The organism is Galbibacter mesophilus (genome assembly GCF_023721415.1).
Classification (GTDB): Bacteria; Bacteroidota; Bacteroidia; order Flavobacteriales; family Flavobacteriaceae; genus Galbibacter; species Galbibacter mesophilus.
In genome coordinates this window covers 414,084-438,877 of record NZ_JAMQVC010000001.1, presented here as the reverse complement: position 1 = coordinate 438,877, position 24,794 = coordinate 414,084, and the positions used below count along the sequence as shown (strand labels likewise).

The 24,794-nt window shown below is 37.8% G+C and carries 40 protein-coding genes and 1 pseudogene; 34 read left to right on the top strand and 7 right to left on the bottom strand.

Annotated elements, in window-relative coordinates:
* Positions 1-22: 22 nt before the first annotated feature.
* The 7 genes and pseudogenes from NDQ75_RS15960 to NDQ75_RS01980 form a co-directional block, all read right to left on the bottom strand.
* Entirely contained in the window at positions 23-160 is a 138-nt protein-coding gene (locus NDQ75_RS15960) for a hypothetical protein (RefSeq protein ID WP_317191291.1), read from the bottom strand.
* A gap of 48 nt (positions 161-208) precedes the next feature.
* Positions 209-526 carry a RagB/SusD family nutrient uptake outer membrane protein gene (locus NDQ75_RS15955; protein ID WP_317191290.1) on the bottom strand — a complete coding sequence of 106 codons (318 nt, stop codon included), beginning with the start codon at positions 524-526 and terminating at the stop codon, positions 209-211.
* Positions 456-1,484: a RagB/SusD family nutrient uptake outer membrane protein gene (locus NDQ75_RS02000; protein ID WP_317191289.1), complete on the bottom strand. Its 1,029-nt coding sequence runs from the start codon at positions 1,482-1,484 to the stop codon at positions 456-458. The genes NDQ75_RS15955 and NDQ75_RS02000 overlap by 71 nt, the downstream gene beginning before the upstream one ends.
* Positions 1,485-1,496: 12 nt before the next feature.
* The gene (locus NDQ75_RS01995; RefSeq protein WP_202029086.1) at positions 1,497-1,643 is read right to left on the bottom strand and encodes a hypothetical protein; all 147 of its coding nucleotides are present in this window, start codon (positions 1,641-1,643) and stop codon (positions 1,497-1,499) included.
* A 129-nt stretch (positions 1,644-1,772) separates the two neighbouring features.
* A pseudogene (locus tag NDQ75_RS01990) lies at positions 1,773-3,122 on the bottom strand (TonB-dependent receptor domain-containing protein); the annotation flags it as partial.
* The gene (locus NDQ75_RS01985; RefSeq protein ID WP_202029085.1) at positions 3,089-3,688 is read right to left on the bottom strand and encodes a hypothetical protein; all 600 of its coding nucleotides are present in this window, start codon (positions 3,686-3,688) and stop codon (positions 3,089-3,091) included. The pseudogene NDQ75_RS01990 and the gene NDQ75_RS01985, both read right to left, overlap by 34 nt.
* Positions 3,689-3,906: 218 nt before the next feature.
* Complete coding sequence (locus NDQ75_RS01980) at positions 3,907-4,329, bottom strand: hypothetical protein (protein WP_202029084.1); 423 nt, start codon at positions 4,327-4,329, stop codon at positions 3,907-3,909.
* Positions 4,330-4,836: 507 nt separating this feature from the next.
* Between NDQ75_RS01980 and rpsL the strand changes: the two genes are divergently transcribed.
* From rpsL to eno, 34 genes are all read left to right on the top strand, one after another.
* Positions 4,837-5,211 carry a 30S ribosomal protein S12 gene (rpsL, locus tag NDQ75_RS01975; RefSeq protein ID WP_143954394.1) on the top strand — a complete coding sequence of 125 codons (375 nt, stop codon included), beginning with the start codon at positions 4,837-4,839 and terminating at the stop codon, positions 5,209-5,211.
* Between the two features lie 22 nt (positions 5,212-5,233).
* Entirely contained in the window at positions 5,234-5,710 is a 477-nt protein-coding gene (rpsG, locus tag NDQ75_RS01970; RefSeq protein ID WP_202029083.1) for a 30S ribosomal protein S7, read from the top strand.
* A gap of 12 nt (positions 5,711-5,722) precedes the next feature.
* The gene (gene fusA / locus NDQ75_RS01965) at positions 5,723-7,852 is read left to right on the top strand and encodes an elongation factor G (RefSeq protein ID WP_202029082.1); all 2,130 of its coding nucleotides are present in this window, start codon (positions 5,723-5,725) and stop codon (positions 7,850-7,852) included.
* 11 nt (positions 7,853-7,863) lie between these two features.
* Positions 7,864-8,169, top strand: a complete 306-nt coding sequence (rpsJ, locus tag NDQ75_RS01960) for a 30S ribosomal protein S10 (protein ID WP_008613600.1) — start codon at positions 7,864-7,866, stop codon at positions 8,167-8,169.
* 233 nt (positions 8,170-8,402) lie between these two features.
* Entirely contained in the window at positions 8,403-9,020 is a 618-nt protein-coding gene (gene rplC, locus NDQ75_RS01955; protein WP_202029081.1) for a 50S ribosomal protein L3, read from the top strand.
* A complete protein-coding gene (rplD, locus tag NDQ75_RS01950) occupies positions 9,020-9,649 on the top strand; it encodes a 50S ribosomal protein L4 (RefSeq protein WP_202029080.1) in 630 nt (209 codons plus the stop codon). The genes rplC and rplD overlap by 1 nt, the downstream gene beginning before the upstream one ends.
* A gap of 7 nt (positions 9,650-9,656) precedes the next feature.
* The gene (gene rplW, locus NDQ75_RS01945) at positions 9,657-9,947 is read left to right on the top strand and encodes a 50S ribosomal protein L23 (RefSeq protein ID WP_202029079.1); all 291 of its coding nucleotides are present in this window, start codon (positions 9,657-9,659) and stop codon (positions 9,945-9,947) included.
* Between the two features lie 13 nt (positions 9,948-9,960).
* On the top strand, positions 9,961-10,785 hold the full coding sequence (rplB, locus tag NDQ75_RS01940) for a 50S ribosomal protein L2 (RefSeq protein ID WP_202029078.1): 825 nt from the start codon (positions 9,961-9,963) through the stop codon (positions 10,783-10,785).
* A 9-nt stretch (positions 10,786-10,794) separates the two neighbouring features.
* Complete coding sequence (rpsS, locus tag NDQ75_RS01935) at positions 10,795-11,073, top strand: 30S ribosomal protein S19 (RefSeq protein ID WP_008613595.1); 279 nt, start codon at positions 10,795-10,797, stop codon at positions 11,071-11,073.
* Between the two features lie 9 nt (positions 11,074-11,082).
* A complete protein-coding gene (gene rplV / locus NDQ75_RS01930) occupies positions 11,083-11,490 on the top strand; it encodes a 50S ribosomal protein L22 (RefSeq protein ID WP_202029077.1) in 408 nt (135 codons plus the stop codon).
* Positions 11,491-11,499: 9 nt separating this feature from the next.
* Positions 11,500-12,219, top strand: coding sequence for a 30S ribosomal protein S3 (gene rpsC, locus NDQ75_RS01925; protein WP_202029076.1), 720 nt, complete (start codon positions 11,500-11,502; stop codon positions 12,217-12,219).
* A 19-nt stretch (positions 12,220-12,238) separates the two neighbouring features.
* The gene (gene rplP, locus NDQ75_RS01920) at positions 12,239-12,658 is read left to right on the top strand and encodes a 50S ribosomal protein L16 (protein ID WP_202029075.1); all 420 of its coding nucleotides are present in this window, start codon (positions 12,239-12,241) and stop codon (positions 12,656-12,658) included.
* Positions 12,659-12,675: 17 nt separating this feature from the next.
* Positions 12,676-12,867, top strand: a complete 192-nt coding sequence (gene rpmC / locus NDQ75_RS01915; RefSeq protein WP_202029074.1) for a 50S ribosomal protein L29 — start codon at positions 12,676-12,678, stop codon at positions 12,865-12,867.
* Positions 12,868-12,884: 17 nt separating this feature from the next.
* On the top strand, positions 12,885-13,142 hold the full coding sequence (gene rpsQ, locus NDQ75_RS01910; RefSeq protein WP_008613590.1) for a 30S ribosomal protein S17: 258 nt from the start codon (positions 12,885-12,887) through the stop codon (positions 13,140-13,142).
* A gap of 2 nt (positions 13,143-13,144) precedes the next feature.
* Positions 13,145-13,513, top strand: coding sequence for a 50S ribosomal protein L14 (gene rplN, locus NDQ75_RS01905; RefSeq protein ID WP_202029073.1), 369 nt, complete (start codon positions 13,145-13,147; stop codon positions 13,511-13,513).
* Between the two features lie 11 nt (positions 13,514-13,524).
* On the top strand, positions 13,525-13,839 hold the full coding sequence (rplX, locus tag NDQ75_RS01900; RefSeq protein ID WP_202029072.1) for a 50S ribosomal protein L24: 315 nt from the start codon (positions 13,525-13,527) through the stop codon (positions 13,837-13,839).
* A gap of 2 nt (positions 13,840-13,841) precedes the next feature.
* The gene (gene rplE / locus NDQ75_RS01895; RefSeq protein WP_202029071.1) at positions 13,842-14,393 is read left to right on the top strand and encodes a 50S ribosomal protein L5; all 552 of its coding nucleotides are present in this window, start codon (positions 13,842-13,844) and stop codon (positions 14,391-14,393) included.
* A gap of 1 nt (position 14,394) precedes the next feature.
* A complete protein-coding gene (gene rpsN, locus NDQ75_RS01890) occupies positions 14,395-14,664 on the top strand; it encodes a 30S ribosomal protein S14 (RefSeq protein ID WP_202029070.1) in 270 nt (89 codons plus the stop codon).
* 64 nt (positions 14,665-14,728) lie between these two features.
* Positions 14,729-15,127 carry a 30S ribosomal protein S8 gene (rpsH, locus tag NDQ75_RS01885; protein ID WP_202029069.1) on the top strand — a complete coding sequence of 133 codons (399 nt, stop codon included), beginning with the start codon at positions 14,729-14,731 and terminating at the stop codon, positions 15,125-15,127.
* A gap of 19 nt (positions 15,128-15,146) precedes the next feature.
* The gene (gene rplF / locus NDQ75_RS01880) at positions 15,147-15,689 is read left to right on the top strand and encodes a 50S ribosomal protein L6 (RefSeq protein ID WP_202029068.1); all 543 of its coding nucleotides are present in this window, start codon (positions 15,147-15,149) and stop codon (positions 15,687-15,689) included.
* An 11-nt stretch (positions 15,690-15,700) separates the two neighbouring features.
* Positions 15,701-16,057, top strand: coding sequence for a 50S ribosomal protein L18 (gene rplR, locus NDQ75_RS01875; RefSeq protein WP_202029067.1), 357 nt, complete (start codon positions 15,701-15,703; stop codon positions 16,055-16,057).
* A gap of 6 nt (positions 16,058-16,063) precedes the next feature.
* The gene (rpsE, locus tag NDQ75_RS01870) at positions 16,064-16,588 is read left to right on the top strand and encodes a 30S ribosomal protein S5 (protein ID WP_178949693.1); all 525 of its coding nucleotides are present in this window, start codon (positions 16,064-16,066) and stop codon (positions 16,586-16,588) included.
* 12 nt (positions 16,589-16,600) lie between these two features.
* The gene (rpmD, locus tag NDQ75_RS01865; RefSeq protein ID WP_202029066.1) at positions 16,601-16,780 is read left to right on the top strand and encodes a 50S ribosomal protein L30; all 180 of its coding nucleotides are present in this window, start codon (positions 16,601-16,603) and stop codon (positions 16,778-16,780) included.
* A gap of 13 nt (positions 16,781-16,793) precedes the next feature.
* Entirely contained in the window at positions 16,794-17,246 is a 453-nt protein-coding gene (rplO, locus tag NDQ75_RS01860; RefSeq protein WP_202029065.1) for a 50S ribosomal protein L15, read from the top strand.
* Between the two features lie 13 nt (positions 17,247-17,259).
* Positions 17,260-18,615 (top strand): preprotein translocase subunit SecY, encoded by a 1,356-nt coding sequence (secY, locus tag NDQ75_RS01855; protein ID WP_202029064.1) that lies wholly within the window; start codon positions 17,260-17,262, stop codon positions 18,613-18,615.
* A gap of 2 nt (positions 18,616-18,617) precedes the next feature.
* Positions 18,618-18,833, top strand: a complete 216-nt coding sequence (gene infA / locus NDQ75_RS01850; protein ID WP_008613577.1) for a translation initiation factor IF-1 — start codon at positions 18,618-18,620, stop codon at positions 18,831-18,833.
* 4 nt (positions 18,834-18,837) lie between these two features.
* Positions 18,838-18,954 carry a type B 50S ribosomal protein L36 gene (gene ykgO / locus NDQ75_RS01845; RefSeq protein ID WP_178949689.1) on the top strand — a complete coding sequence of 39 codons (117 nt, stop codon included), beginning with the start codon at positions 18,838-18,840 and terminating at the stop codon, positions 18,952-18,954.
* A gap of 3 nt (positions 18,955-18,957) precedes the next feature.
* A complete protein-coding gene (gene rpsM, locus NDQ75_RS01840; RefSeq protein ID WP_202029063.1) occupies positions 18,958-19,332 on the top strand; it encodes a 30S ribosomal protein S13 in 375 nt (124 codons plus the stop codon).
* Between the two features lie 105 nt (positions 19,333-19,437).
* Positions 19,438-19,830 carry a 30S ribosomal protein S11 gene (gene rpsK, locus NDQ75_RS01835; protein WP_178949687.1) on the top strand — a complete coding sequence of 131 codons (393 nt, stop codon included), beginning with the start codon at positions 19,438-19,440 and terminating at the stop codon, positions 19,828-19,830.
* Positions 19,831-19,913: 83 nt separating this feature from the next.
* A complete protein-coding gene (gene rpsD, locus NDQ75_RS01830; RefSeq protein WP_202029062.1) occupies positions 19,914-20,519 on the top strand; it encodes a 30S ribosomal protein S4 in 606 nt (201 codons plus the stop codon).
* 21 nt (positions 20,520-20,540) lie between these two features.
* Positions 20,541-21,533, top strand: a complete 993-nt coding sequence (locus NDQ75_RS01825) for a DNA-directed RNA polymerase subunit alpha (RefSeq protein ID WP_202029061.1) — start codon at positions 20,541-20,543, stop codon at positions 21,531-21,533.
* A gap of 65 nt (positions 21,534-21,598) precedes the next feature.
* Positions 21,599-22,120, top strand: a complete 522-nt coding sequence (gene rplQ, locus NDQ75_RS01820) for a 50S ribosomal protein L17 (RefSeq protein ID WP_202029060.1) — start codon at positions 21,599-21,601, stop codon at positions 22,118-22,120.
* 93 nt (positions 22,121-22,213) lie between these two features.
* On the top strand, positions 22,214-23,335 hold the full coding sequence (carA, locus tag NDQ75_RS01815; protein ID WP_202029059.1) for a glutamine-hydrolyzing carbamoyl-phosphate synthase small subunit: 1,122 nt from the start codon (positions 22,214-22,216) through the stop codon (positions 23,333-23,335).
* Positions 23,332-24,621 carry a phosphopyruvate hydratase gene (eno, locus tag NDQ75_RS01810; RefSeq protein WP_202029058.1) on the top strand — a complete coding sequence of 430 codons (1,290 nt, stop codon included), beginning with the start codon at positions 23,332-23,334 and terminating at the stop codon, positions 24,619-24,621. Before carA ends, eno begins: the two co-directional genes overlap by 4 nt.
* The last annotated feature ends 173 nt before the right edge of the window (positions 24,622-24,794 follow it).

Genomic DNA, 24,794 nt, shown 5'->3' with positions numbered 1-24,794 from the left:
TAAATTAGCTAAATAATTCATATTAATTTATGTTCAGATTGTTTTGAATTTCTATTTGTGGAATTTCCAAAGTTAGCCTGTCGTCGTCATAGCTAAATGATTCTCCAGGATATGAAAGGTGGTTTGGCCCACGTGTTATGGTTGCTTTGTTCCTTTTCATAGCTAAGTAGCTTTTTCCTTCTCCCCAAAGCTCAATTCTTGTTTGAAGCTAGGTTTCATTTAACAAAGCGTTGCCTGAAAGGGCATCTATATATGAAGTGTCATCCATTCTTTTGTCTAGTAGTGTTTTTAGACTTGCAATGGCGCTGGCTTCATCTCCTGTTCTTGCAGCGGCTTCTGCATTTAACAAGTAAATTTCAGCAATTCTCATGTAAACATAGTCCGTCTCAATATTACGTTTCCCCTCAATCTCTCTTCCAGGGGCGTAAAACTTACCAATAGGGTATAGTACTCCATCACCATAAGCATCTACAAATTGATCTTTTTCTGATCTCTCCTTCTTTAATGTATGAATATAAATTATCATCAATAGATTTAGGGTCTCCTGCCCATGCATAACTGTATGTGAACAAGTCTACTTGCCCCCACCAAGATACCAGGTCAAGATTGTTGTCTAGTGTGATGTCAGTTCCCCACATCCAGCATGGGGTAGCAACGGTGTTAAATCCTCCAATAACTTCTTCGGCGGTCATAATTGGATAGGCGCCGCTGTTTATGATTTCTTGGGTTAGGCTTTTAACTTGGCTATACTCTCCCTGAGCAGCATAGGCGTATGCTAAAAGGTCTTTGGCGATCCATTTGTTAATTTCACTTTTGGTTCCGCTAAATCCTTCAAGAAGAACCGTTGCTTCCATGAGGTCCTTGATGATAAGGTCATATACTTCCTTTGTGGTTGAAAGCGGTTGGTTTTGATCTTCAGCTTCAGTATAAATAGGAAGTATTTCTTCTGTTGGGTTATATCCTTCAGCATAAAGGTTCGCCAAGTAGAAATATGCATAGATTCTCATTGCCTTTGCTTGCCCCATGTTGTGTTTGTCTGAAACGCTTTCTGGGGTAGTTTCATTGCCTCCTAAAGAAAGGACGATTTTATTCGCTTGGTAAATAATGCGATAATAATATCTCCAAGGTTTTGCATTGTCTGGATTAGTAAAATCAATTGTTGTTTGCAATTGAGGAACTTGAGAATACCAGCCATAGGTTAATCCAGCCAATACCATATCTCCGGAAAGTATGTCTGAATAGATATCCCATCCTTTTTGGCCGAAATCGTCATGGTCTAAATCTGTTCCTCCAGTTCCCTTGGTGGACATCAACGCGTAGAGTCCTCGAACGGTTCCTTCGGGAACTTCCGGGTTAATCTCAGTAGCATCATCTATTTGGTCTTGAGAAGTGAACTCTGTTGGTTCACTTTCCAAAAAGTCATCTCCACAGCTTGCAAGCATTAGTGTGCTTGCAAGTGCTGATAATATAATATTTGATTTCATTTTCTTCATTTTTTAAAATTTAGCTCTAATTCCAAAGGTCACTGTAGATAGTGGTGCGTAATTGTACCAGTCTGATGTTCCAGTTTCGCTTGTTGTTGGGTTGAATCCGTCTCTTTCTGAAAGAAGCATAAGATTGTCACCGCTTAACCAAAATTCCATTTGGGATAACCCAATTTGTTGAACATAGTTTTGTGGGATAGTATAGCCGAAACGAATGTTATTTAGGCTTAAGTAATTTGCCTTAGTTAAAAATCTTGTCGAAGTAGAAGCAAAATTTTGGTCACCAGTCTAATTGCTTGAAAGTCTAGGAACATTAGTGATGTCTCCAGGTTCCTGCCATCTGTTTAAAATATCTTGGTGCCAATTGTTGTTTCCTACTTGGTCGTTATCCATTAAGCGCGAGTAAACAAAGTCGTAGGAGTGTCCTCCAAGTCCGTATAAAAATTGAGCGCTTAAGTTGAAGCCTTTGTAGCCGGTAGAAAGACGGAAGGCACCGCGGATATCTGGTATAGCAAATTTGTCTACATACTTTTGCGTTGCCTCTTGGTAAACTTTTGTTTGAGTTTTGCCGATAGCGTCTTTTCTTTCAGGATATTGTGCTAAATACTCTGCCATAGAGGTAATTGTTTCCTCTCCTGATTGCAAAGCACCATCGCCATTCGCGTCAAAGTAGTATAAATTCCACATGGCAGACCCATCTGCTGAGTCAAATCCAGCCCATTCTCTTATATAAAAATCGTAAATGGAGTGTCCTACAGATTGTCCAAAGTATCCATCAATATTTAATGCTTTTTGTTCTCCGGTTGATGGATCGATGGGCATAGCGGTTAATTCGTTATTCAATATTTCACCATTAACACCTAAGTCTAAATACAAATCTTCTGTTCTAAAAATGTGTCCTTGAACGTCAAACTCAATACCGGAGTTTCGTAATTTACCATCGTTTACTTGGATAGATTCGTAACCGATGGAGGTTCCTGTTCTTCTGTCGAAAATCAGATTATCTGTGCTTTTGATATAATAATCTACAGTAACATCCAAGAAGTTGCCATAGCTAGTTTCAATTCCGGTTTGGAACATTTTAGAAGTCTCCCGAGTTAGGTCTGGGTTTCCTTTTGTGTCGAATATCAAAGAAATGTCTCCATTAAGATTCCCTACGTTATATAAATCGTAGCCGGGGTAATAGCCTACACCGCCTTGCTCACCAATTATACCGTTGCTGGTTTTTACTTTAAGGTTGTTAAAGATATTTTGATTTTGCATAAACTCTTCTCTGCTTACAACCCAAGCATCACCTACGGAACCGAAAGTTCCCCATTTATCGTTTTTAAATCTAGAAGAGCCATCACGTCTAACTGTACCAGATAAAAAGTATTTGTTTCTGAAGTTGTAGTTTAATTGAGCAAAGTAGCTTTCTAAGGTGAAATCTTCTGTATATGATAAAGGAGGGGTTGTAACCGCTGCATTGCTTAATCCGTCTCCATCTGGATCAACCAAGTTGGATTTAGAAGCTTCTAGGAATTTTTGCTCCCATGAATTAGCTTCGTGTGCTACCAAGGCTTCAATACTGTGGTTTCCAAACGTGTTTTTGTAACGGATTAAGTTTAAGATATTGTAGCTGAAAATTTTGTAGATAGAGCCGTTTTGAGAGGCGCTTGGGCCGTAAAACGGACTATTTCTATTGTTGAAGCTGTCGTAAAATACTGTAGGCCAATCGTGTTCTCAAATGTAAGATGATCTGAAAACTTGAAATTTAATGAAGCGCTCGAGTTTATTTCATGACGTTTCGTTTCGCTTGTTGAATAAATTGCATCCGCGATGGCGTTTGTTAAACCTCCGAAGCCTCTGCCTTCACCATAGTCATATTGAGGGCCACCATAAATAGGGTCTTCTACAGTGTTTCCGTTGTTGTCTCTTAAGAATAAGGGGTAAATGGACGGGATGTTGTCTACGAACAAGAAAACACTTCCAGAATCTTCAGATTGTCCGTTGTTGTTGGCATCAGAAATGGTGTAACCAACATTTACAGATCCTGACAACCATTCTCTAACTTCATGTTGAAGATTTAGACGAGTCGTGATTCTTTCATGGTCAGAATTGATTGTGTATCCGTTGTCTTTAAGGTGTCCAAAAGAGGTAAAGTACGTTCCCGTCGCCAGTCTTAAAGGTCGTCTTATGGTCTCGATATCATGCAAATCGATCATTATGGAAGCACAATCTAGAAGATGGTTGGATGAAGTTCTTTAAAATAATCTTCTTGAGGCAAAATCAGGTTGTAAAAGAGCGCAGTTTTGTGAACCGGTGTGGGCTTAATGTGTAGCTTTACGTTTTTATAATTGGATTTTAAGGTTCTTTAAAAAAATAAAGAAGGCTGTCTTTTTACATTTTAGACAGCCTCTGGTCAAGCGGATAAAATATTTAATTAGTCTGCGTGTTCGAAATCATGGAGTGGCGGATTTGGTGTTGTCCCTGGTGTGTATGGATCAGGGGTTGGAGTTTCAGGGTTAGGTTGCTGGTCTCCGTCTGGAGGCTGGTTGTTTGGATTTAGTCCTGGATAATCAATGTCTCCAATTCCGTCCGGGTTTGGGTCGTAATCGTTTGGGTTGTCAGGGTTGGTTACGGGTCCACCCTCGTCATCTGAGGGGTTGCCTCCGCCAGTAGTGGGGTTCTCTTTCAGATCATGTAATGCTTGAAATTCATTATTTAAATTTCCATAGTTAGAAGTTTCATTGATTTCTTCTTTTTCGCAGGATATGACTGCGATTATGAGAAGTGATAATGATGTTAGTTTGGTTAATAATTTTGATGTTTGGAGGGCTTTCCTTCCAAATGGCGAATTTTTCATAATTAAAGAATATTTAAAATTGATTAATGCATATTTAACAGTTAATGAATGTTATTCCAATTTTTTTAAGATAAAGTTCTTGTGTAGGTCTTATTTTAGTGAAGTAATCATTTTTTTAAATAATTAATTTTTATAATTTTAAGTTTTAACTTAAAATATTGAGGGTTTCGGCATTTTTAGAGTGAAAAGGCATTTTTTTTAACAAATACTTGTCTTTTGTTGATTGTACACTATAATTGAAGCTGTAAACCCTATTTTTTTAATATTTTATTAATAAATAATATTTGATGCTGTTTTTTGAGTACCTCCCTTCAAAGTGATTCTTATTGCTTTTTTTTGCTACAACCCTTAATTTCTTGAAAATAAATCGCTAAAGGTTTGATTTATAAATAAATATTTCTACCTTTGCCACCCTTTTAAACGAGAGGTTTGTTCAGTTGTGAGCTGAAAGCCAGCGTTTTATGAGGATTTTTTAATTAATAAAACATAATTATTGTTTAGTAGATTATGCCAACAATTTCACAATTAGTACGAAAAGGAAGAGCCACAATTACTAAGAAGAGTAAATCGGCTGCTTTGGATTCGTGTCCTCAAAGAAGAGGGGTTTGTACGCGTGTTTACACTACTACGCCTAAGAAGCCAAACTCTGCTATGCGTAAAGTAGCAAGGGTCCGTCTTACGAATGGTAAGGAAGTGAATGCTTACATCCCTGGAGAGGGTCACAATTTGCAAGAGCACTCGATAGTATTAGTAAGAGGCGGAAGGGTTAAGGATTTACCAGGTGTTAGGTATCACATTGTTCGTGGTGCGCTAGATACGGCTGGTGTTCAAGGAAGAACGCAACGTAGATCAAAATACGGAGCAAAACGCCCTAAGAAGTAATTAAAACTTTTAACAAGAAGAAATGAGAAAAAGACAGGCCAAAAAAAGACCTCTTTTACCGGATCCAAGATTTAATGATCAGTTAGTGACGCGTTTCGTTAACATGATGATGTGGGATGGTAAAAAGTCGGTAGCTTTTAAAGTTTTCTACGATGCAATAGATATTGTGGAAGAGAAAAAACAAGACGAAGAAAAAACTGCTTTGGAGATTTGGAAAGACGCATTGTCTAATGTTATGCCGCACGTAGAGGTGAGAAGCCGTCGTGTAGGTGGAGCAACATTCCAGATTCCTATGCAGATCAGACCAGATAGAAAGGTGTCCATGGCTATGAAGTGGTTGATTGGATATTCTCGTAAGAGAAATGAAAAATCAATGGCTCAAAGATTAGCTTCTGAAGTACTTGCTGCTGCTAAAGAAGAAGGTGCGGCGGTTAAGAAAAGAGTGGATACTCATAAAATGGCTGAAGCAAATAAAGCATTCTCTCACTTTAGATTTTAGTAAAAAAATAAAATGGCACAAAGAGATTTAAAATATACAAGAAATATAGGAATTGCGGCTCACATTGATGCTGGTAAAACAACAACAACAGAGCGTATTCTTTTTTATACTGGTGTTTCCCATAAAATTGGTGAGGTGCACGATGGTGCGGCTACTATGGACTGGATGGAGCAAGAGCAGGAGCGTGGTATTACCATTACTTCTGCGGCCACTACCTGTACATGGAGATTTCCAATGGAAAATGCACAGGAAACTCCAGAAACCAAAGGTTATCACTTCAATATTATCGATACTCCCGGTCACGTGGATTTTACCGTAGAGGTAAACCGTTCTTTACGTGTATTGGATGGATTGGTTTTCTTGTTTAGTGCGGTTGACGGTGTAGAGCCTCAGTCTGAAACTAACTGGAGATTGGCTGATAACTACGGTGTTCCAAGAATTGGTTTCGTGAACAAAATGGACCGTCAGGGGTCTAACTTCTTGAATGTTGCTAAGCAGGTGAAAGAAATGTTAGGATCCAATGCAGTTCCAATTGTATTGCCTATCGGTGATGAAGCTGATTTCAAAGGAATCGTAGATTTGGTTAAAAACCGTGCTATTGTTTGGCATGAAGATAACTTTGGTTCTACTTTTGACGTAGTGGATATTCCTGAGGATATGAAGGAGGAAGTTCATGAGTACAGAGCTAAACTTATTGAAGAGGTTGCTGAATATGACGAAAATCTTTTAGAGAAATTCTTCGAAGACGAAAGTTCTATTACTGAAGAAGAAATTCATGCAGCACTTAGAGCGGCTGTTATGGATAGAGCAATCATTCCTATGATTTGTGGTTCTTCATTTAAAAATAAAGGTGTTCAGTTCTTGTTAGACGCTGTTTGTCGTTATTTGCCTTCGCCGGTAGATAAGGATGGTGTAACTGGAACGAATCCTGATACTGGTGCAGAAGAAAAACGTAAGCCGGATGTTAGTGCTCCTTTTGCAGCATTAGCATTTAAGATTGCTACTGATCCTTTCGTAGGTCGTTTGGCATTCTTCCGTGCGTATTCTGGTAGATTAGATGCTGGGTCATATGTATTGAACAACAGATCTGGTAAAAAAGAGCGTATTTCTCGTATCTATCAAATGCACTCTAATAAGCAAAATGCTATCGAGTATATTGAGGCAGGAGATATTGGAGCAGCTGTAGGTTTTAAAGATATTAAAACTGGTGATACGTTGTCTGATGAAAAAGCACCTATCGTACTTGAAAGTATGGACTTCCCAGATCCAGTAATCGGTATTGCTGTGGAGCCTAAAACAAAAGCTGATGTGGATAAAATGGGTATGGCTTTGGCTAAATTGGCTGAAGAAGATCCAACGTTTACCGCTAGAACAGATGAGGCTTCTGGGCAAACTATTATTTCTGGTATGGGTGAGCTTCACTTAGATATTATTGTAGACCGTTTGAAGCGTGAGTTCAAGGTTGAAGTAAACCAAGGACAGCCTCAAGTGGAGTACAAAGAATCGATTACGCAAAAAGCACAGCACAGAGAGGTTTACAAAAAGCAGTCTGGTGGTCGTGGTAAATTTGCAGACATCGTATTTACATTGGAGCCTGCAGAAGAAGGTAAGATTGGTTTAGAGTTTGTTTCTGAAATTAAAGGTGGTAACGTTCCTAAGGAATTTGTTCCGTCTATCGAGAAAGGATTCAAGGAGGCAATGAAAAATGGTCCGTTAGCGGGGTATGAAGTAGATGCTATGAAGGTTACTTTAACTGATGGTTCTTACCACGATGTGGATTCCGATCAACTTTCGTTTGAATTGGCAGCAAAACTAGGATTTAAAGCGGCAGCTAGAGCAGCTAAAGCGGTAATCATGGAGCCAATCATGAAATTAGAAGTGTTAACTCCTGAAGAAAGTATGGGAGATATTGTAGGTGACCTTAACCGTCGTCGTGGTCAAGTTAATAACATGAGCGACAGAGCAGGTTCTAAAGTAATTAAAGCGAGTGTTCCGTTGTCAGAAATGTTCGGTTATGTAACTTCTTTACGTACCCTATCTTCTGGTAGAGCTACCTCTACAATGGAATTCTCACATTATGCTGAAACACCTTCAAATATATCTGAAGCTGTAATTAAGGAAGCAAAAGGAGTTGAAGCTTAAATTTTAAGAAAATGAGTCAGAAAATCAGAATAAAACTAAAATCATACGATTATAATTTGGTAGACAAATCTGCTGAAAAAATCGTTAAAACAGTAAAAACTACTGGTGCTGTGGTAACTGGACCAATTCCATTGCCAACTCACAAAAAAATCTTTACTGTATTACGTTCTCCGCACGTTAACAAGAAGTCTAGAGAACAGTTTCAATTAAGTTCTTACAAAAGACTTTTGGATATCTACAGTTCTTCATCTAAAACTATTGATGCTTTGATGAAGCTGGAGTTGCCAAGTGGTGTTGAAGTAGAAATTAAGGTGTGATAAATTCCCGCGTAGGTGGGAATCTCAAGAACGCCAAAAGAGGATCCTGCCTTTGCAGGAGGCGACATGTCCGGCGCTAGTAAGCAAAGGAAAAACGGTAAAAATACATTCAGGGTTGAAAGTATTTTTGACCCTGAAGTTTTTTAGATAAATAAGTAATTAATTAACAAAAAGGTTGGCGGCCAATAGGAAGTTGTTTTCGAAAGGCTTAAAACCGTAAATCGTAATTTAGAATGTCTGGGTTAATAGGAAAAAAAATCGGTATGACCAGCATCTTCGATGAGAATGGAAAAAACATTCCATGTACAGTAATCGAAGCTGGACCATGCGTAGTTACCCAAGTCAGAACCACAGAGGTTGACGGGTATGAGGCTCTTCAGCTTGGTTTCGATGACAAGGCAGAAAAACGTGCAAGCAAGGCTGAGTTAGGTCATGCTAAAAAAGCAGGGGTTTCTCCTAAGAAAAAAGTCGTTGAATTCAAGGATTTTAAGAGCGAACACAAGTTAGGGGATACTTTAACAGTAGAACAATTTGTAGAAGGAGAATTTATTGATGTTACAGGTACATCAAAAGGTAAAGGATTCCAAGGGGTTGTTAAACGTCACGGCTTTGGTGGTGTAGGTCAATCTACCCACGGTCAGCACAACCGTTTAAGAGCACCTGGTTCTATTGGTGCTGCATCTTATCCGTCTCGTGTATTTAAAGGTATGCGTATGGCTGGGCAAATGGGTGCAGAAAAAGTAACAGTACAAAACTTAAGAGTGTTAAAAGTGGTTCCAGAGAAAAATCTTTTAGTAGTTAAAGGATGTGTTCCTGGCCATAAAAACGCTTATGTAATCGTTCAGAAGTAATGGAAGTAGCAGTTTTAGATATCAACGGAAAAGAAACTGGCAGAAAGGTTGAGCTTTCTAAATCAGTTTTCGGTGTAGAGCCTAATACGCACGCTGTATACTTAGACGTAAAGCAGTACTTGGCAAATCAACGTCAAGGAACGCACAAGTCTAAAGAGAGAGCAGAAATTGCGGGTAGTACACGTAAGATCAAAAAGCAAAAAGGTACTGGTACTGCGAGAGCAGGTAGTATCAAGTCTCCTGTATTTAAAGGAGGTGGTAGAATTTTTGGTCCAAGACCTAAAGATTATACGCAAAAACTTAATAAAGGCGTTAAGCGTTTGGCAAGACGTTCAGCTTTGTCAATTAAGGCGCAAGAGAAATCAATTATCGTTTTAGAAGACTTCAATTTTGAAGCTCCAAAGACGAAAGATTTCACTAAAGTTTTGAAAGCTTTAGGGTTAGAAAATAAAAAATCCCTCTTTGTGTTGGGTGATTCAAATAATAACGTATATTTGTCGTCACGCAATTTAAAGACCTCTGAAGTTGTAACTTCTTCAGAATTAAACACTTACAAAATTGTTAATGCAAGTAATGTAGTGCTTTTAGAGGGGTCTATAGAAGGAATTGAGTCGAATTTAAGTAAATAAGGAACCAATGAGTGTGTTGATTAAACCAATAATTACCGAAAAAGCAACTGCAGATAGCGAGTTGCATAATCGTTATGGTTTCATGGTAAATCATAGTGCAAACAAATTGCAAATAAAGGATGCTGTTGAGGCTACTTATGGTGTTTCTGTTGAAAAAGTTCGTACAATGAATTACGGTCCTAAAAGAAGTACTCGTTATACGAAGACAGGGATCCAGCACGGAAAAACCAATAAGGTTAAAAAAGCTATTGTTCAAGTAGCTGAAGGAGATATTATTGATTTTTATAATAATATATAAGTAAAGACAAAAAATGTCAGTAAGAAAATTAAAACCAGTAACTCCTGGACAGCGATTTAGAGTAGTAAACGGATTTGACGCGATTACTACTGATAAGCCGGATAAGAGCTTGCTCGCTCCGTTAAAAAAGTCGGGAGGTAGAAACAGTCAAGGAAAAATGACCATGCGCTACTTAGGTGGTGGTCATAAGAGAAAGTATCGTTTGGTTGATTTTAAAAGAGCTAAAGCTAATGTTGAGGCTACTGTAGAGTCAATTCAATACGATCCAAACAGAACTGCGTTTATTGCATTAATCACTTATAAAGACGGAGAAAAGAGCTATATAATTGCTCAAAACGGTTTGCAAGTAGGTCAAACGGTTGTTTCCGGTTCTGGAGTGGCTCCTGAGATAGGAAATGCAATGCCTTTAAGTGAGGTTCCATTAGGTACTATTATATCTTGTATTGAATTACGTCCTGGTCAAGGAGCTGTGATGGCTCGTTCGGCTGGTGCTTTTGCTCAGTTAATGGCAAGAGAAGGTAAATATGCTACTGTGAAGCTTCCTTCTGGTGAAACTAGATTGGTATTGGCGGGTTGTTTAGCAACTATTGGAGCTGTATCTAATTCAGATCATCAGTTAGTAGTTTCTGGTAAAGCAGGTAGAAAACGTTGGTTGGGTAGAAGACCAAGAACTAGACCGGTAGTTATGAACCCGATTGATCACCCAATGGGTGGTGGGGAAGGCCGTGCTTCTGGAGGTCACCCAAGATCAAGAAAAGGTATACCTGCTAAAGGTTTTAGAACTAGAGCTAAAGCTAAAGCGAGTAATAAGTATATTGTAGAACGTAGAAAGAAATAATATTAAGAGATGGCACGTTCACTAAAAAAAGGACCTTACGTTCACTATAGTTTAGAGAAAAAAGTTCAACAGAATGTTGAATCTGGTAAGAAGACAGTTATTAAAACTTGGTCTAGAGCATCTATGATTACTCCAGATTTTGTTGGTCAAACAATAGCTGTACATAATGGTCGCCAATTTGTTCCTGTGTATGTAACAGAGAACATGGTAGGGCATAAGTTAGGAGAATTTTCACCAACAAGATCTTTCAGAGGTCACGCTGGTGCGAAAAATAAAGGAAAAAAATAATAAGTAGCCATGGGAGTTCGTAAAAGAGAAAGAGCAGAGCAAATAAAAGAGGCTAAAAAAAGTTTAGCATTTGCAAAGTTGAATAACTGCCCAACGTCACCTAGAAAAATGAGGTTAGTAGCTGATTTGGTTCGTGGTGAAAAAGTTGAGAAGGCACTTGCTATTTTAAAATTTAACCAAAAGGAAGCATCTCGCCGTTTAGAGAAATTGTTGGTTTCTGCAATTGCAAACTGGCAAGCTAAAAACGAAGATGCAGACCTAGAGGAAGCAGATTTATTTGTACAAGAGATCAGAGTAGATGGTGGAGCGATGTTGAAAAGACTTCGTCCAGCACCTCAAGGTCGTGCACACAGAATTAGAAAACGTTCAAATCACGTAACATTGGTGGTTGGAGCTAAAAATAATACACAAAGTTAAGATTAGAGTATGGGACAGAAAACAAATCCGATCGGAAATCGCCTTGGTATCATTAGAGGATGGGAATCCAACTGGTATGGAGGTAATGACTATGGAGATAAACTTGCTGAAGATGATAAAATCAGAAAGTATATCCATGCTCGTCTATCGAAAGCTAGTGTTTCTAGAGTAATTATTGAGCGTACGCTTAAGCTTGTAACCGTTACTATCACTACTGCCCGTCCTGGTATTATTATCGGTAAAGGTGGTCAAGAGGTAGACAAGCTAAAAGAAGAGCTTAAGAAAATTACCGACAAAGAAGTTCAAATTAACATCTTTGAAATTAAGAGGCCAGAACTAGATGCTAACCTTGTTGCTGCAAGTATAGCTCGTCAAATTGAAAACAGAATTTCATACAGACGTGCTATCAAAATGGCTATTGCTGCAGCGATGAGAATGAACGCCGAAGGTATCAAAGTTCAAATCTCTGGACGTTTAAACGGGGCTGAAATGGCACGTTCTGAAGCGTATAAAGATGGTAGAATTCCTTTGTCTACATTTAGAGCTGACATTGATTACGCATTACATGAGGCTCATACTACTTATGGTAGATTGGGAATCAAAGTGTGGATCATGAAAGGTGAGGTTTATGGTAAGAGAGAGCTTTCTCCGCTTGTTGGAATGTCCAAAAAGCAAGGGAAAGGTGGAAATAATGCCGGTGGAGCTAGAAAATCTCGTCGTAGAAAGTAATTTTTTAAAGTAAAAGAAAATGTTACAGCCGAAAAGAACAAAATACCGTAAGCAGCAGAAAGGCCGAATGAAAGGCATTTCGCAAAGAGGGCATGAATTGTCAAATGGTATGTTTGGTATAAAATCAATGGATTCATCATTCATCACAGCGCGTCAAATTGAGGCGGCTCGTGTTGCAGCAACCCGATTTATGAAAAGGGAAGGGCAGTTATGGATCAAAATTTTTCCAGACAAACCTATTACAAAGAAGCCACTTGAGGTGCGTATGGGTAAAGGTAAAGGTGCTCCAGAATATTGGGCAGCTGTAGTGAAACCAGGTAGAATTATGTTTGAAATAGGTGGTGTGCCTATGGATGTAGCCAAAGAGGCATTAAGACTTGCGGCGCAGAAATTACCTGTTAAAACAAAGTTTATTGTAGCTAGAGATTATTCAGCTTAATTTAATTTAAGAAGATTATGAAACAATCAGAAATAAGAGAATTATCTACTGCTGAGCTACAAGAACAGCTTGGTATTGTTAAAAAACAATATGCAGATTTAAAATTAGCTCACGCTATTACACCTTTGGAGAATCCACTTCAGTTGAGACATACTAGAAGAACGGTGGCTAGATTAGCAACGGAGCTTACTAAAAGAGAATTACAATAATTCGATTCTGCTAGAAGATGGAAAATAGAAATTTAAGAAAAGAAAGAATAGGGGTAGTTACAAGTAACAAAATGCAGAAGTCGATCGTGGTTTCTGAAGTAAAACGAGTAAAGCACCCTATGTACGGTAAGTTCGTGTTGAAAACGAAAAAATACGTTGCACACGACGAAAAAGACGATTGCAATATTGGTGATACAGTAAAAATAATGGAGACACGTCCATTGAGTAAAACCAAATGTTGGAGATTAGTTGAAATCATTGAAAGAGCGAAATAATTATGGTACAACAGGAATCAAGATTAAAAGTAGCAGACAACACTGGAGCTAAGGAAGTATTAGCTATCCGTGTTTTAGGAGGTACTAAAAGAAGATATGCTTCTGTTGGTGACAAAATAGTTGTTACCGTAAAAGATGCTACGCCTAACGGAAACGTTAAAAAAGGGCAAGTGTCTACAGCAGTAGTTGTTCGTACCAGAAAAGAGGTAAGAAGACCAGATGGTTCTTACATCCGTTTTGATGATAACGCTTGTGTACTTCTTAATCCACAAGGTGAAATGCGTGGAACACGTGTTTTTGGACCAGTGGCTAGAGAATTGCGCGACAAGCAGTTTATGAAAATTGTATCATTGGCTCCAGAGGTGCTTTAATACATTAAGACATGATAAAACTAAAGATAAAATCAGGAGATACGGTACGAGTAATTGCTGGGGACCATAAAGGTTCAGAAGGGCAAGTGCTTAAAGTAGATCGTGAAAAGAATAAAGCGATAGTTGAGGGGGTTAATCTTGTGTCTAAACACGAGAAACCAAGCGCTAAAAACCCTCAAGGAGGTATCGTTAAGAAAGAAGCTCTTATCCATATTTCAAACTTGTCGTTGCTAGATCCTAAATCAGGAGAGGCTACACGTGTAGGTTATGAAGTAAGAGATGGTAAGAAAGTGAGATTTTCTAAAAAATCTAATGAAGTAATTTAATTATGGCTTACATTCCAAGATTAAAACAAGAGTATAAAGAGAGAATTGTTTCTGCTCTTACAGGAGAGTTTGGGTACACAAACGTTATGCAAGTGCCAAAACTGGAAAAGATTGTTATTAGCCGTGGAGTTGGTGCAGCAGTGGCAGATAAAAAGTTAATCGACTATGCAGTTGATGAGCTTTCAAGAATTTCTGGCCAGAAAGCGGTAGCAACCATATCTAAAAAAGACGTTGCTTCTTTTAAACTTCGTAAAGGGATGCCAATCGGCGCAAAAGTAACTTTACGTGGTGAAAGAATGTACGAATTTTTAGATAGATTGATTACTTCTGCATTACCACGAGTAAGAGATTTTAATGGTATCAAAGCAAATGGTTTTGACGGACGTGGAAATTATAACCTTGGTATTACCGAGCAAATTATCTTTCCAGAGATCAATATCGATAGAGTTAACAAAGTGGCAGGTATGGATATTACCTTTGTTACTTCTGCAGACACCGATAAGGAAGCAAAATCATTATTAAGCGAATTAGGATTACCTTTTAAAAAGAACTAGTATGGCTAAAGAATCAATGAAAGCCCGTGAGGTGAAAAGACAAAAATTGGTAGATAAGTATGCTGAAAAAAGAAAAGCTTTGAAAGAAGCTGGAGATTATGAAGCATTGCAAAAATTGCCAAAAAATTCTTCACCGGTACGTTTGCACAACCGTTGTAAGTTAACTGGAAGACCAAGAGGGTACATGCGTACTTTCGGTATTTCTCGAGTTACTTTCAGAGAGATGGCAAACCAAGGTTTGATCCCAGGGGTTAAAAAAGCAAGTTGGTAATAAATTTTAACGGGTAGTAAGTTCAGTAATGTTTACTGAAAACTGTTACCGCAAATAGAGATAGATGTATACAGATCCTATAGCAGATTATTTAACAAGAATTAGAAACGCAAACAGTGCAGGGCACAGAGTGGTAGAAATACCTGCTTCTAATTTGAAAAGAGACATAACTAAGATTTTATTCGACCAAGGATATATTTTGAGTTATAAATTTGAAGATGACGGAGTTCAGGGTATCATTAAAATAGCTTTGAAGTATGATAAGCTAACCAAAGAGCCTGTTATTAAAAGATTGAAGCGTGTAAGTACACCAGGTTTACGTAAGTATGCCGGTAAAGATGAACTTCCTCGAGTTCTTAACGGTCTTGGTATTGCCATTATATCTACTTCTCATGGAGTGATGACGAGCAAGCAAGCTAAGCAAGAGAATGTAGGTGGAGAAGTATTGTGTTACGTTTACTAATATATAAAGACAAGAAGAAATGTCAAGAATAGGTAATAGTCCAATAGCAATTCCAGAAGGGGTTACTGTAGATATTAAAGAAGACGAAGTTACCGTAAAAGGTAAACTTGGAGAATTAAAGCAAACATTTTCTGATGTTACCGTAAAGGTAGAAGAGGGAAGCGTTGTAGTGGAGCGTTCTTCAGAGGTGAAAAATGTTAAAGCTAAGCACGGTCTTTATAGATCATTGATTAACAATATGATCGAAGGTGTGTCTAACGGCTTTACTAAAGAGTTAGAATTAGTTGGTGTAGGTTATAGAGCTAGTAACCAAGGACAAAAATTAGATTTGGCCATTGGTTTTTCGCATAACATTGTTATCGATTTAGCTCCTGAAGTTAAAGTGGAAACTGTTTCAGAAAAAGGTAAAAACCCAATCGTAAAACTAACCTCATTCGATAAGCAATTAGTTGGTCAAGTAGCAGCTAAGATTCGTTCTTTCCGTAAGCCAGAGCCTTACAAAGGAAAAGGAATTAAGTTTGTTGGTGAACAATTAAGAAGAAAAGCAGGTAAATCAGCTTAATAATTAGCACTATGGCATTATCAAAGACTGAAAGAAGACAAAGAATCAAAAACAGAATCCGCAAGGTAGTTTCTGGAACAGAAGCTAGACCTAGATTGGCTGTTTTTAGAAGTAATAAAGAAATTTATGCTCAATTGATAGATGACGAAACAGGGAAAACCTTGTTGTCTGCATCTTCAAGAGATAAAGAAATTAGTTCTGCAGAAGGTACTAAAATTGAAATAGCTGCTCTAGTAGGAAAAGCTATTGCAGAGAAAGCAAAAAGCGCTGGGTACGAAGCCATCTCTTTTGATAGAGGAGGTTACTTGTACCACGGTAGAGTAAAATCGTTAGCAGAAGGTGCTAGAGAAGCAGGACTTAAATTCTAAGAAAATATGTATCAAGATTATAAAAACGTAGAATTAGTAAAACCTGGTGGACTAGAATTGAAAGATCGTCTAGTAGGGGTGCAAAGAGTTACTAAAGTTACTAAAGGAGGTAGAGCCTTCGGATTTTCTGCAATTGTTGTTGTAGGAGACGAGAACGGTGTAGTAGGTCACGGATTAGGAAAGTCTAAAGAGGTAGCAGATGCTATTTCTAAAGCGGTAGAAGACGCTAAGAAAAACCTTGTTCGTATCCCTCTTAACAAAGGTACATTGCCTCACGAGCAGAAAGGAAAATACGGAGGTGCTAGAGTTTACATTCAGCCAGCTTCACACGGTACCGGGGTTATTGCCGGTGGTGCAGTGCGTGCGGTATTGGAAGCAGTAGGAGTACACGATGTACTTTCTAAATCTCAAGGTTCTTCAAACCCACACAACGTGGTTAAAGCAACTTTCGACGCTTTATTGCGTTTAAGAGATGCTAGAACTATTGCAGCTCAAAGAGGAATTTCTTTAGAAAAAGTTTTTAAAGGATAAACCAAGGATAAGATGAAAAAAGTAAAAGTTACGCAAGTAAAAAGCAGCATTAAACGTCCTGAAACACAAAAAAGAACGTTAAAAGCGCTAGGCCTTAAAGGAATTGGTCAAGTTGTGGAGCACGAGGCAACGCCAAGCATCCTTGGTATGGTAAAAAAAGTTGAACACTTAGTTTCTTTTGAAGAAGCTTAATAACAATATAGTTATGAATTTAAGTAACTTACAACCTGCTGAAGGTTCAGTACATAGAGACGGAAAAAGAGTAGGACGTGGTCAAGGTTCCGGAAAAGGTGGTACAGCCGCTAGAGGTCATAAAGGAGCCAAGTCCCGATCTGGTTACTCTAAGAAAATTGGTTTTGAAGGAGGGCAAATGCCACTTCAACGTCGTGTTCCTAAATTTGGTTTTAATAACATCAACAGAAAGGAATACGCAGGAATCAATCTTAACAAGTTACAGGAATTGGTTGATAAGGGTGTTGTAAAAGACACTGTAGATTTAGATGTTTTAGTAAGCAACGGAGTTGTAAAATCTAACGATCTAGTAAAAATATTAGGTGGTGGAGAACTAAAAGCTAAATTAAAAGTATCAGTACATAAATTTACCGCCAGTGCAAAAGCAGCTATCGAAGCAGCCGGAGGTGAAGCAGTAAGTTTATAACCAACAAGTAACCATGAAGAAATTTTTTGAGACATTAAGCAATATCTGGAAAATTGAAGAATTAAAGGGCAGGATTTTAATAACTCTTGGCCTTTTGTTAGTGTACCGTTTTGGTGCGCAGGTAGTTTTGCCAGGTATTGATACACAGCAATTGGCAGAATTATCGTCTAGAACAGATGGTGGTGGATTATTAGGTGTTTTAAACGCATTTACAGGGGGAGCTTTTGCAAATGCTTCTTTCTTTGCGTTGGGTATTATGCCTTATATTTCTGCATCTATCGTAGTACAGTTGATGGGATTAGCCATTCCTTACCTTCAGAAATTACAAAAAGAGGGAGAAAGTGGTAGAAAAACACTAAACCAAATAACGAGATGGTTAACCATTGGTATTTGTTTGGTGCAGGCACCAGCTTATCTTTACTCTTTAGGTTCTTTAGGTGTTCCAGATAGCGCCTTTATCTTAGGAAAAGGACTGGATTTTATGATTCCTGCCGTACTTATTCTAGTAACAGGAACCATCTTCGCCATGTGGCTGGGAGAAAAAATTACCGATAAAGGTATTGGTAATGGAATCTCTCTGTTAATCATGGTGGGTATTATTGCAACGATGCCACAGTCTTTCGTGCAAGAATTTGTGTCTAGAACTTCAGGTTCTAACGGAGGTTTAATGTTGATATTAATTGAATTGATTTTATGGTTTGTTGTAATTCTAGCATGTATTATGTTGGTAATGGCAACGAGACAAATTCCGGTTCAATATGCACGAAGAACTGCTTCTGGAGGTTACGAGAAGAATGTTTTTGGGTCAAGACAGTACATCCCTTTAAAATTAAACGCTTCTGGAGTAATGCCAATTATCTTTGCGCAGGCTATTATGTTTGCCCCTGCATATATTGGTAGAATAGGAGCTTTAAAAGATACAGGAGTTGGTCAATGGCTACAAACAGAGTTTAGTAATATCTTTGGATTGTGGTATAATATTGTTTTTGCACTGTTAATTATAATATTTACGTATTTTTACACCGCAATTACAGTACCAACAAATAAAATGGCTGACGATTTAAAGAGAAGTGGTGGATTTATCCCTGGGATTCGTCCGGGTAAAGAAACCTCTGATTATTTGGATAAGATAATGTCTTTAATTACGTTCCCAGGATCTTTGTTTTTGGCGCTTATTGCTGTATTACCAGCAATTGTAGTTAAATTAATGGGAGTACAACAAGGTTGGGCATTGTTCTACGGAGGTACATCGCTATTAATTTTAGTAGGTGTAGCTATAGATACAATGCAGCAAGTGAATTCATATTTGTTGAACAGACATTATGATGGCTTGATGAAAACAGGTAAAAATAGAAAAGTTGTAGCTTAATTATGGCAAAACAACCCGCAATAGAACAAGACGGAAGTATTATCGAAGCATTGTCTAACGCAATGTTTCGAGTTGAATTAGAAAACGGTCACGTGGTAACGGCTCATATCTCTGGTAAAATGCGTATGCATTACATTAAATTATTGCCAGGAGATAAAGTAAAACTTGAAATGAGCCCTTACGACCTTACCAAAGCAAGAATTACTTATAGATATTAAAGAGATGAAAGTAAGAGCATCACTAAAAAAGAGAAGTCCCGAGTGCAAAATTGTGCGTAGAAAGGGTAGATTGTATGTAATCAATAAAAAGAATCCTAAGTTTAAACAAAGACAAGGATAAGTTATGGCTAGAATCGCAGGAGTAGATTTACCAAAGAACAAAAGAGGGGTTATAGGTTTAACTTACATCTTTGGTATAGGAAAAAGTAGAGCTAAAGAGATCTTGGAAAAAGCTCAGGTTAGCGAAGACAAAAAAGTTAACGACTGGGTAGATGAAGATATCGCTGGTATTAGAGAGGCAATTGCTTCCTATACAATAGAAGGTGAGCTACGCTCTGAGGTGCAATTAAACATTAAACGTTTAATGGACATCGGGTGTCAAAGAGGTATTCGTCATAGAGCAGGTCTTCCTTTACGAGGACAACGTACCAAGAATAACTCTAGAACTAGAAAAGGTAAAAGAAAAACTGTTGCTAACAAGAAGAAAGCAACTAAATAATTAAAGACAGTAGTCATTAGTGTTTAGAAGTTAGATGAATCTGCTTGAAATAGAAATGTTTAGGATTCTAACAACTAAAAACTAACAGCTAGAAACTAAAACAATATGGCAAAGTCAAATACAAAAACTGCTAAGAAACGTAAAGTTGTAGTAGAATCTGTAGGAGAAGCTCACATCGCTGCATCCTTCAACAATGTAATTATTTCCTTAACGAATAAAAAAGGAGATGTTGTTGCTTGGTCTTCAGCAGGAAAAATGGGATTCCGTGGTTCTAAAAAGAATACACCTTACGCTGCTCAAATAGCTGCAGAAGATGCTGCAAAAGTAGCTCAGGAAGCGGGTCTTAGAAAAGTTAAAGTGTACGTTAAAGGTCCTGGATCTGGTAGAGAATCTGCTATCCGTTCTATCCATAACGCTGGTATCGAAGTAACAGAAATTATCGACGTTACTCCATTGCCACACAACGGATGTCGTCCACCAAAAAGAAGAAGAGTTTAATTAATTTATGTTTAAAAGAAGGTTTTTACGATTATCGAAGGATAAGCCTTAATTCATAATCACCTTCAAAATTTTACAAAAACATGGCAAGATATACAGGTCCAAAAACTAAAATAGCCCGTAAATTCGGTGAAGCTATTTTCGGAGATGATAAATCATTCGAAAAAAGAAATTATCCTCCAGGACAACACGGTAACAACCGTAGAAGAGGTAAAAAATCAGAATATGCTATCCAGTTAATGGAAAAGCAAAAAGCAAAGTATTCTTACGGTATTCTAGAAAGACAGTTTAGAAACCTATTTGAAAAAGCAAACCGTAGCAAAGGTGTTACTGGTGAGGTGCTTTTACAACTTTGTGAATCCCGTTTGGATAATGTGGTATTTAGAATGGGGGTTTCTCCATCTAGAAGAGGTGCTAGACAGTTGGTTTCTCACCGTCACATTACCGTTAACGGAGAAGTAGTAAACATTCCTTCTTACCAATTGAAGCCTGGCGATGTTGTTGGGGTAAGGGAAAAATCAAAATCTTTGGAGGCTATCAACAATTCATTGGCCAACAATAGTAGCGTTTACGAATGGATTACCTGGAATAACGAGAAAAAAGAAGGAACATTTGTAACAGTTCCAGAGCGTTTACAGATTCCAGAAAATATTAAAGAGCAATTAATCGTCGAGTTATACTCTAAATAATAATTAGACAGCAGTCGTACTATGGCAATACTAAATTTTCAGAAGCCCGATAAAGTTATAATGATCGATTCTACCGATTTCGAAGGTAAGTTTGAATTCAGACCTTTGGAACCTGGTTATGGATTGACCGTTGGTAACGCATTACGAAGAGTTCTTTTATCTTCATTAGAAGGTTTTGCAATCACTTCTACAAGAATCGATACAGTAGAACATGAGTTTTCTACAATCGAAGGAGTAGTTGAAGACGTTACCGAAATCATCTTGAATTTGAAACAAGTTCGTTTCAAAAGACAAATAGAGGATATCGACAACGAAACCGTTTCTATTTCAATCTCAGGTAAAGAACAGATCACTGCTGGAGATTTCCAAAAGTTTATTTCAGGTTTTCAGGTATTAAATCCAGATTTAGTAATCTGTAATTTAGACCCGAAAGTTACCATAAACATGGAGATAACAATTGAGAAGGGTAGAGGATATGTTCCTGCTGAAGAAAACAAGAAGGCAAACGCGCCTCTTGGTACAATCTTTACAGATGCTATCTATACGCCTATTAAGAATGTAAAGTTTAGCATTGAAAACTATCGTGTAGAGCAGAAAACAGATTACGAAAAATTAGTTTTCGAAATTGTTTCTGATGGTTCTATACATCCTAAAGATGCCTTAACAGAAGCTGCTAAAATCCTTATCCACCACTTCATGTTATTCTCTGATGAGCGTATAACATTAGAGGCAGATGAGATTGCGCAAACAGAAACTTACGACGAAGAGTCATTACACATGCGTCAACTTTTGAAGACGAAATTGGTAGATATGGATCTTTCTGTAAGAGCATTAAACTGTTTGAAGGCTGCTGAAGTTGATACATTGGGAGATTTAGTTTCTTTCAATAAGAACGATTTAATGAAATTTAGAAACTTTGGTAAGAAATCACTTACTGAGCTAGAAGAACTTGTGAACAACAAAGGATTGAGCTTCGGTATGGATTTATCCAAATACAAATTAGATAAAGATTAACACCCAATCAGCATAATTTGCTCCCCAAAAGAGGTTGAGCAAGATGTTGGTTTAAATGAAACGTCATGAGACACGGAAAGAAATTTAACCATTTAGGTAGAAAAACTGCCCACAGAAAAGCTATGTTGGCAAACATGGCGTGTTCTTTAATAGAACACAAGCGTATTAACACCACCTTGGCAAAAGCGAAAGCTTTAAAGCAGTTTATTGAGCCTTTGGTAACAAAATCTAAAGAAGACACTACACACAACAGACGTATTGTTTTTAGTAGAATTAGAGACAAATATGCGGTTACTGAACTTTTTAGAGAAGTAGCAGCTAAAGTGGGTGACAGACCAGGAGGTTACACTAGAATTATTAAACTAGGAAACAGACTTGGAGATAACGCTGACATGGCCATGATTGAGTTGGTTGATTACAACGAAACTTACAATGCAGGTAAGCCAGCTAAGAAGAAAACTACAAGAAGAAGTAGAAGTAAAAAAGCTGAAGATTCTGAAGCAGTAGCTACAGAAACTAAAGCTGCTGAGGCTCCGGCTAAAGAAGAAGCTTCTGAAAAAGATAAACCAGAAACTTCACAAGAATAGTGATTAATGTTATCGTAACATATCAAAAAGGATAAACGCTTTAGTTTATCCTTTTTTTTATGTTATTTTGTAAAACTTTTGTAACGTACAAAAATGAAGTATCAATCTAGAAAAAAAGCAATGGTCCTCTTAGCAGATGGTACCATTTTTTATGGAAAGGCTGTAGCCAACAAAGAAGGAAGTGCATTTGGGGAGGTTTGTTTCAATACTGGAATGACTGGGTACCAAGAAATCTTTACAGATCCGTCGTATTTCGGGCAACTTATGGTAACTACCAATGCGCATATTGGTAATTACGGGGTGAAGGATGACGAAGAGGAATCTGATTCAGTGAAAATTGCAGGACTTATCTGTAAAAACTTCAGCTATGTTCCTTCAAGGGTGAGCAAAACCGATTCTTTGGAAAACTATTTAGATGAAAGTAATTTATTGGCGATATCAGATGTGGATACAAGGGCTTTGGTGAGCTATATTCGTGATCACGGTGCCATGAATGCGGTAATATCTACTGAAATTGATAAGATTGAAGAGCTAAAAGAAAAATTGGCGGCAACTCCAGATATGAAAGGATTGGAGCTGGCATCAATAGTTTCTACAAAAGAACCTTACTTTTATGGCGATGAAAATGCAACATTTAAAATAGCTGCATTGGATTTAGGGATTAAAAAGAATATCCTTAGAAATCTTGCCAAACGTGATTGCTATATAAAAGTCTTTCCTTATAATGCTTCTTTTGAAGATATGAAGGCATTCGAACCAGACGGTTATTTCCTTTCGAATGGTCCTGGTGATCCAGAACCTCTAGAGAGTGCTATTGAAGTAGCAAAAGAAATTATTGATCGTGACCTTCCGTTATTTGGTATTTGTTTAGGACATCAAATTATTGCTTTATCTCAGGGGGTTTCTACCTTTAAAATGTACAATGGACATAGAGGGATAAACCATCCAGTAATTAATCACTTAACTGGGAAAGGTGAGATTACTTCGCAAAACCATGGATTTGCTATTAACAGACAGGAAACAGAAGATAATGCAGATCTTGAAATTACCCATTCACACCTTAATGATAACGAGGTAATGGGCATACGTCATACCAAGAAAAACTGCTTTTCGGTACAATATCACCCTGAAGCTGGTCCAGGTCCTAATGACGCCACCTATTTATTCGACCAATTTATAGATAATATTAAACAACAAAAACTTACAACAGTATGAGTATAATTATAAGCGTACATGCGCGACAGATATTGGATTCCCGTGGAAATCCAACGGTAGAAGTAGATGTAGTAACAGAAAACGGTGTTTTAGGTAGGGCAGCAGTTCCTTCTGGAGCTTCCACTGGAGAGCACGAAGCAGTAGAATTACGTGATGGAGGAAACGATTACATGGGTAAAGGTGTTGCCAACGCTGTTAAAAACGTAAACACAATAATTGCTGAAGAATTAGTAGGTGCATCTGTTTTTGAACAAAACTTGATTGATCAAACCATGATTGATCTTGACGGTACGCCAAATAAATCAAAACTTGGAGCAAACGCTATTTTAGGAGTGTCGCTAGCTGTGGCAAAAGCTGCTGCAAACGAACTTAACATGCCATTATACCGATATGTTGGTGGAGTAAGTGCCAATACACTTCCTGTACCAATGATGAATATCATTAACGGAGGTTCGCATTCTGATGCGCCTATCGCTTTCCAAGAGTTTATGGTTATGCCGGTTAAGGCAAAGAATTTTACGCATGCCATGCAAATGGGAACGGAAATTTTTCATAATCTTAAAAAAGTATTACACGATAGAGGTTTAAGTACAGCCGTGGGGGATGAAGGTGGATTTGCACCAACATTGGACGGAACAGAAGATGCGCTTGATACCATCTCTAAGGCCGTTGAAAAAGCTGGGTACAAAATGGGGGATGAAGTTATGATTGCCCTTGATTGTGCCGCTGCTGAATTTTATGTAGACGGAAAGTACGATTACACCAAGTTTGAAGGCGATAAAGGAGCTGTTAGAACTTCAGAAGAGCAAGCTCAATACTTAGCAGAACTTTCATCAAAATATCCAATTATTTCTATTGAAGATGGGATGGATGAAAACGACTGGGATGGTTGGAAAGCATTGACTGAAAAAATTGGAGATAAAGTACAATTGGTAGGAGACGATTTATTTGTGACCAATGTAGAGCGTCTTTCAAAAGGAATTGATAATGGAATTGCCAATTCAATTCTTATTAAAGTAAACCAAATAGGGACACTTACGGAGACTATTGCTGCTGTAAATATGGCTAAAAATGCTGGGTACACTTCTGTAATGTCTCACCGTTCTGGAGAAACTGAAGACAATACTATCGCAGATTTAGCGGTAGCTTTGAATACAGGTCAGATTAAAACTGGATCTGCTTCCCGAAGCGACCGTATGGCAAAGTATAACCAATTGCTAAGAATAGAGGAAGAATTGGGAGCGGTAGCTTTCTATCCTCAAGAGAAAGCATTTAAGGTAAACTAAATACTTTTAAAAGTTAAAATAAGAAGCTCCTCAATTTTGAGGAGCTTTTTTTGTTTATTCACAATTTTTTTGGTGTTAACATTGATTTAATAGGGATAATTTACTAAATGTCATATTTAATGGTTAACTTAAAGGTAATTATTTGTGAGTTGACCCATTAACCAAAAACATGA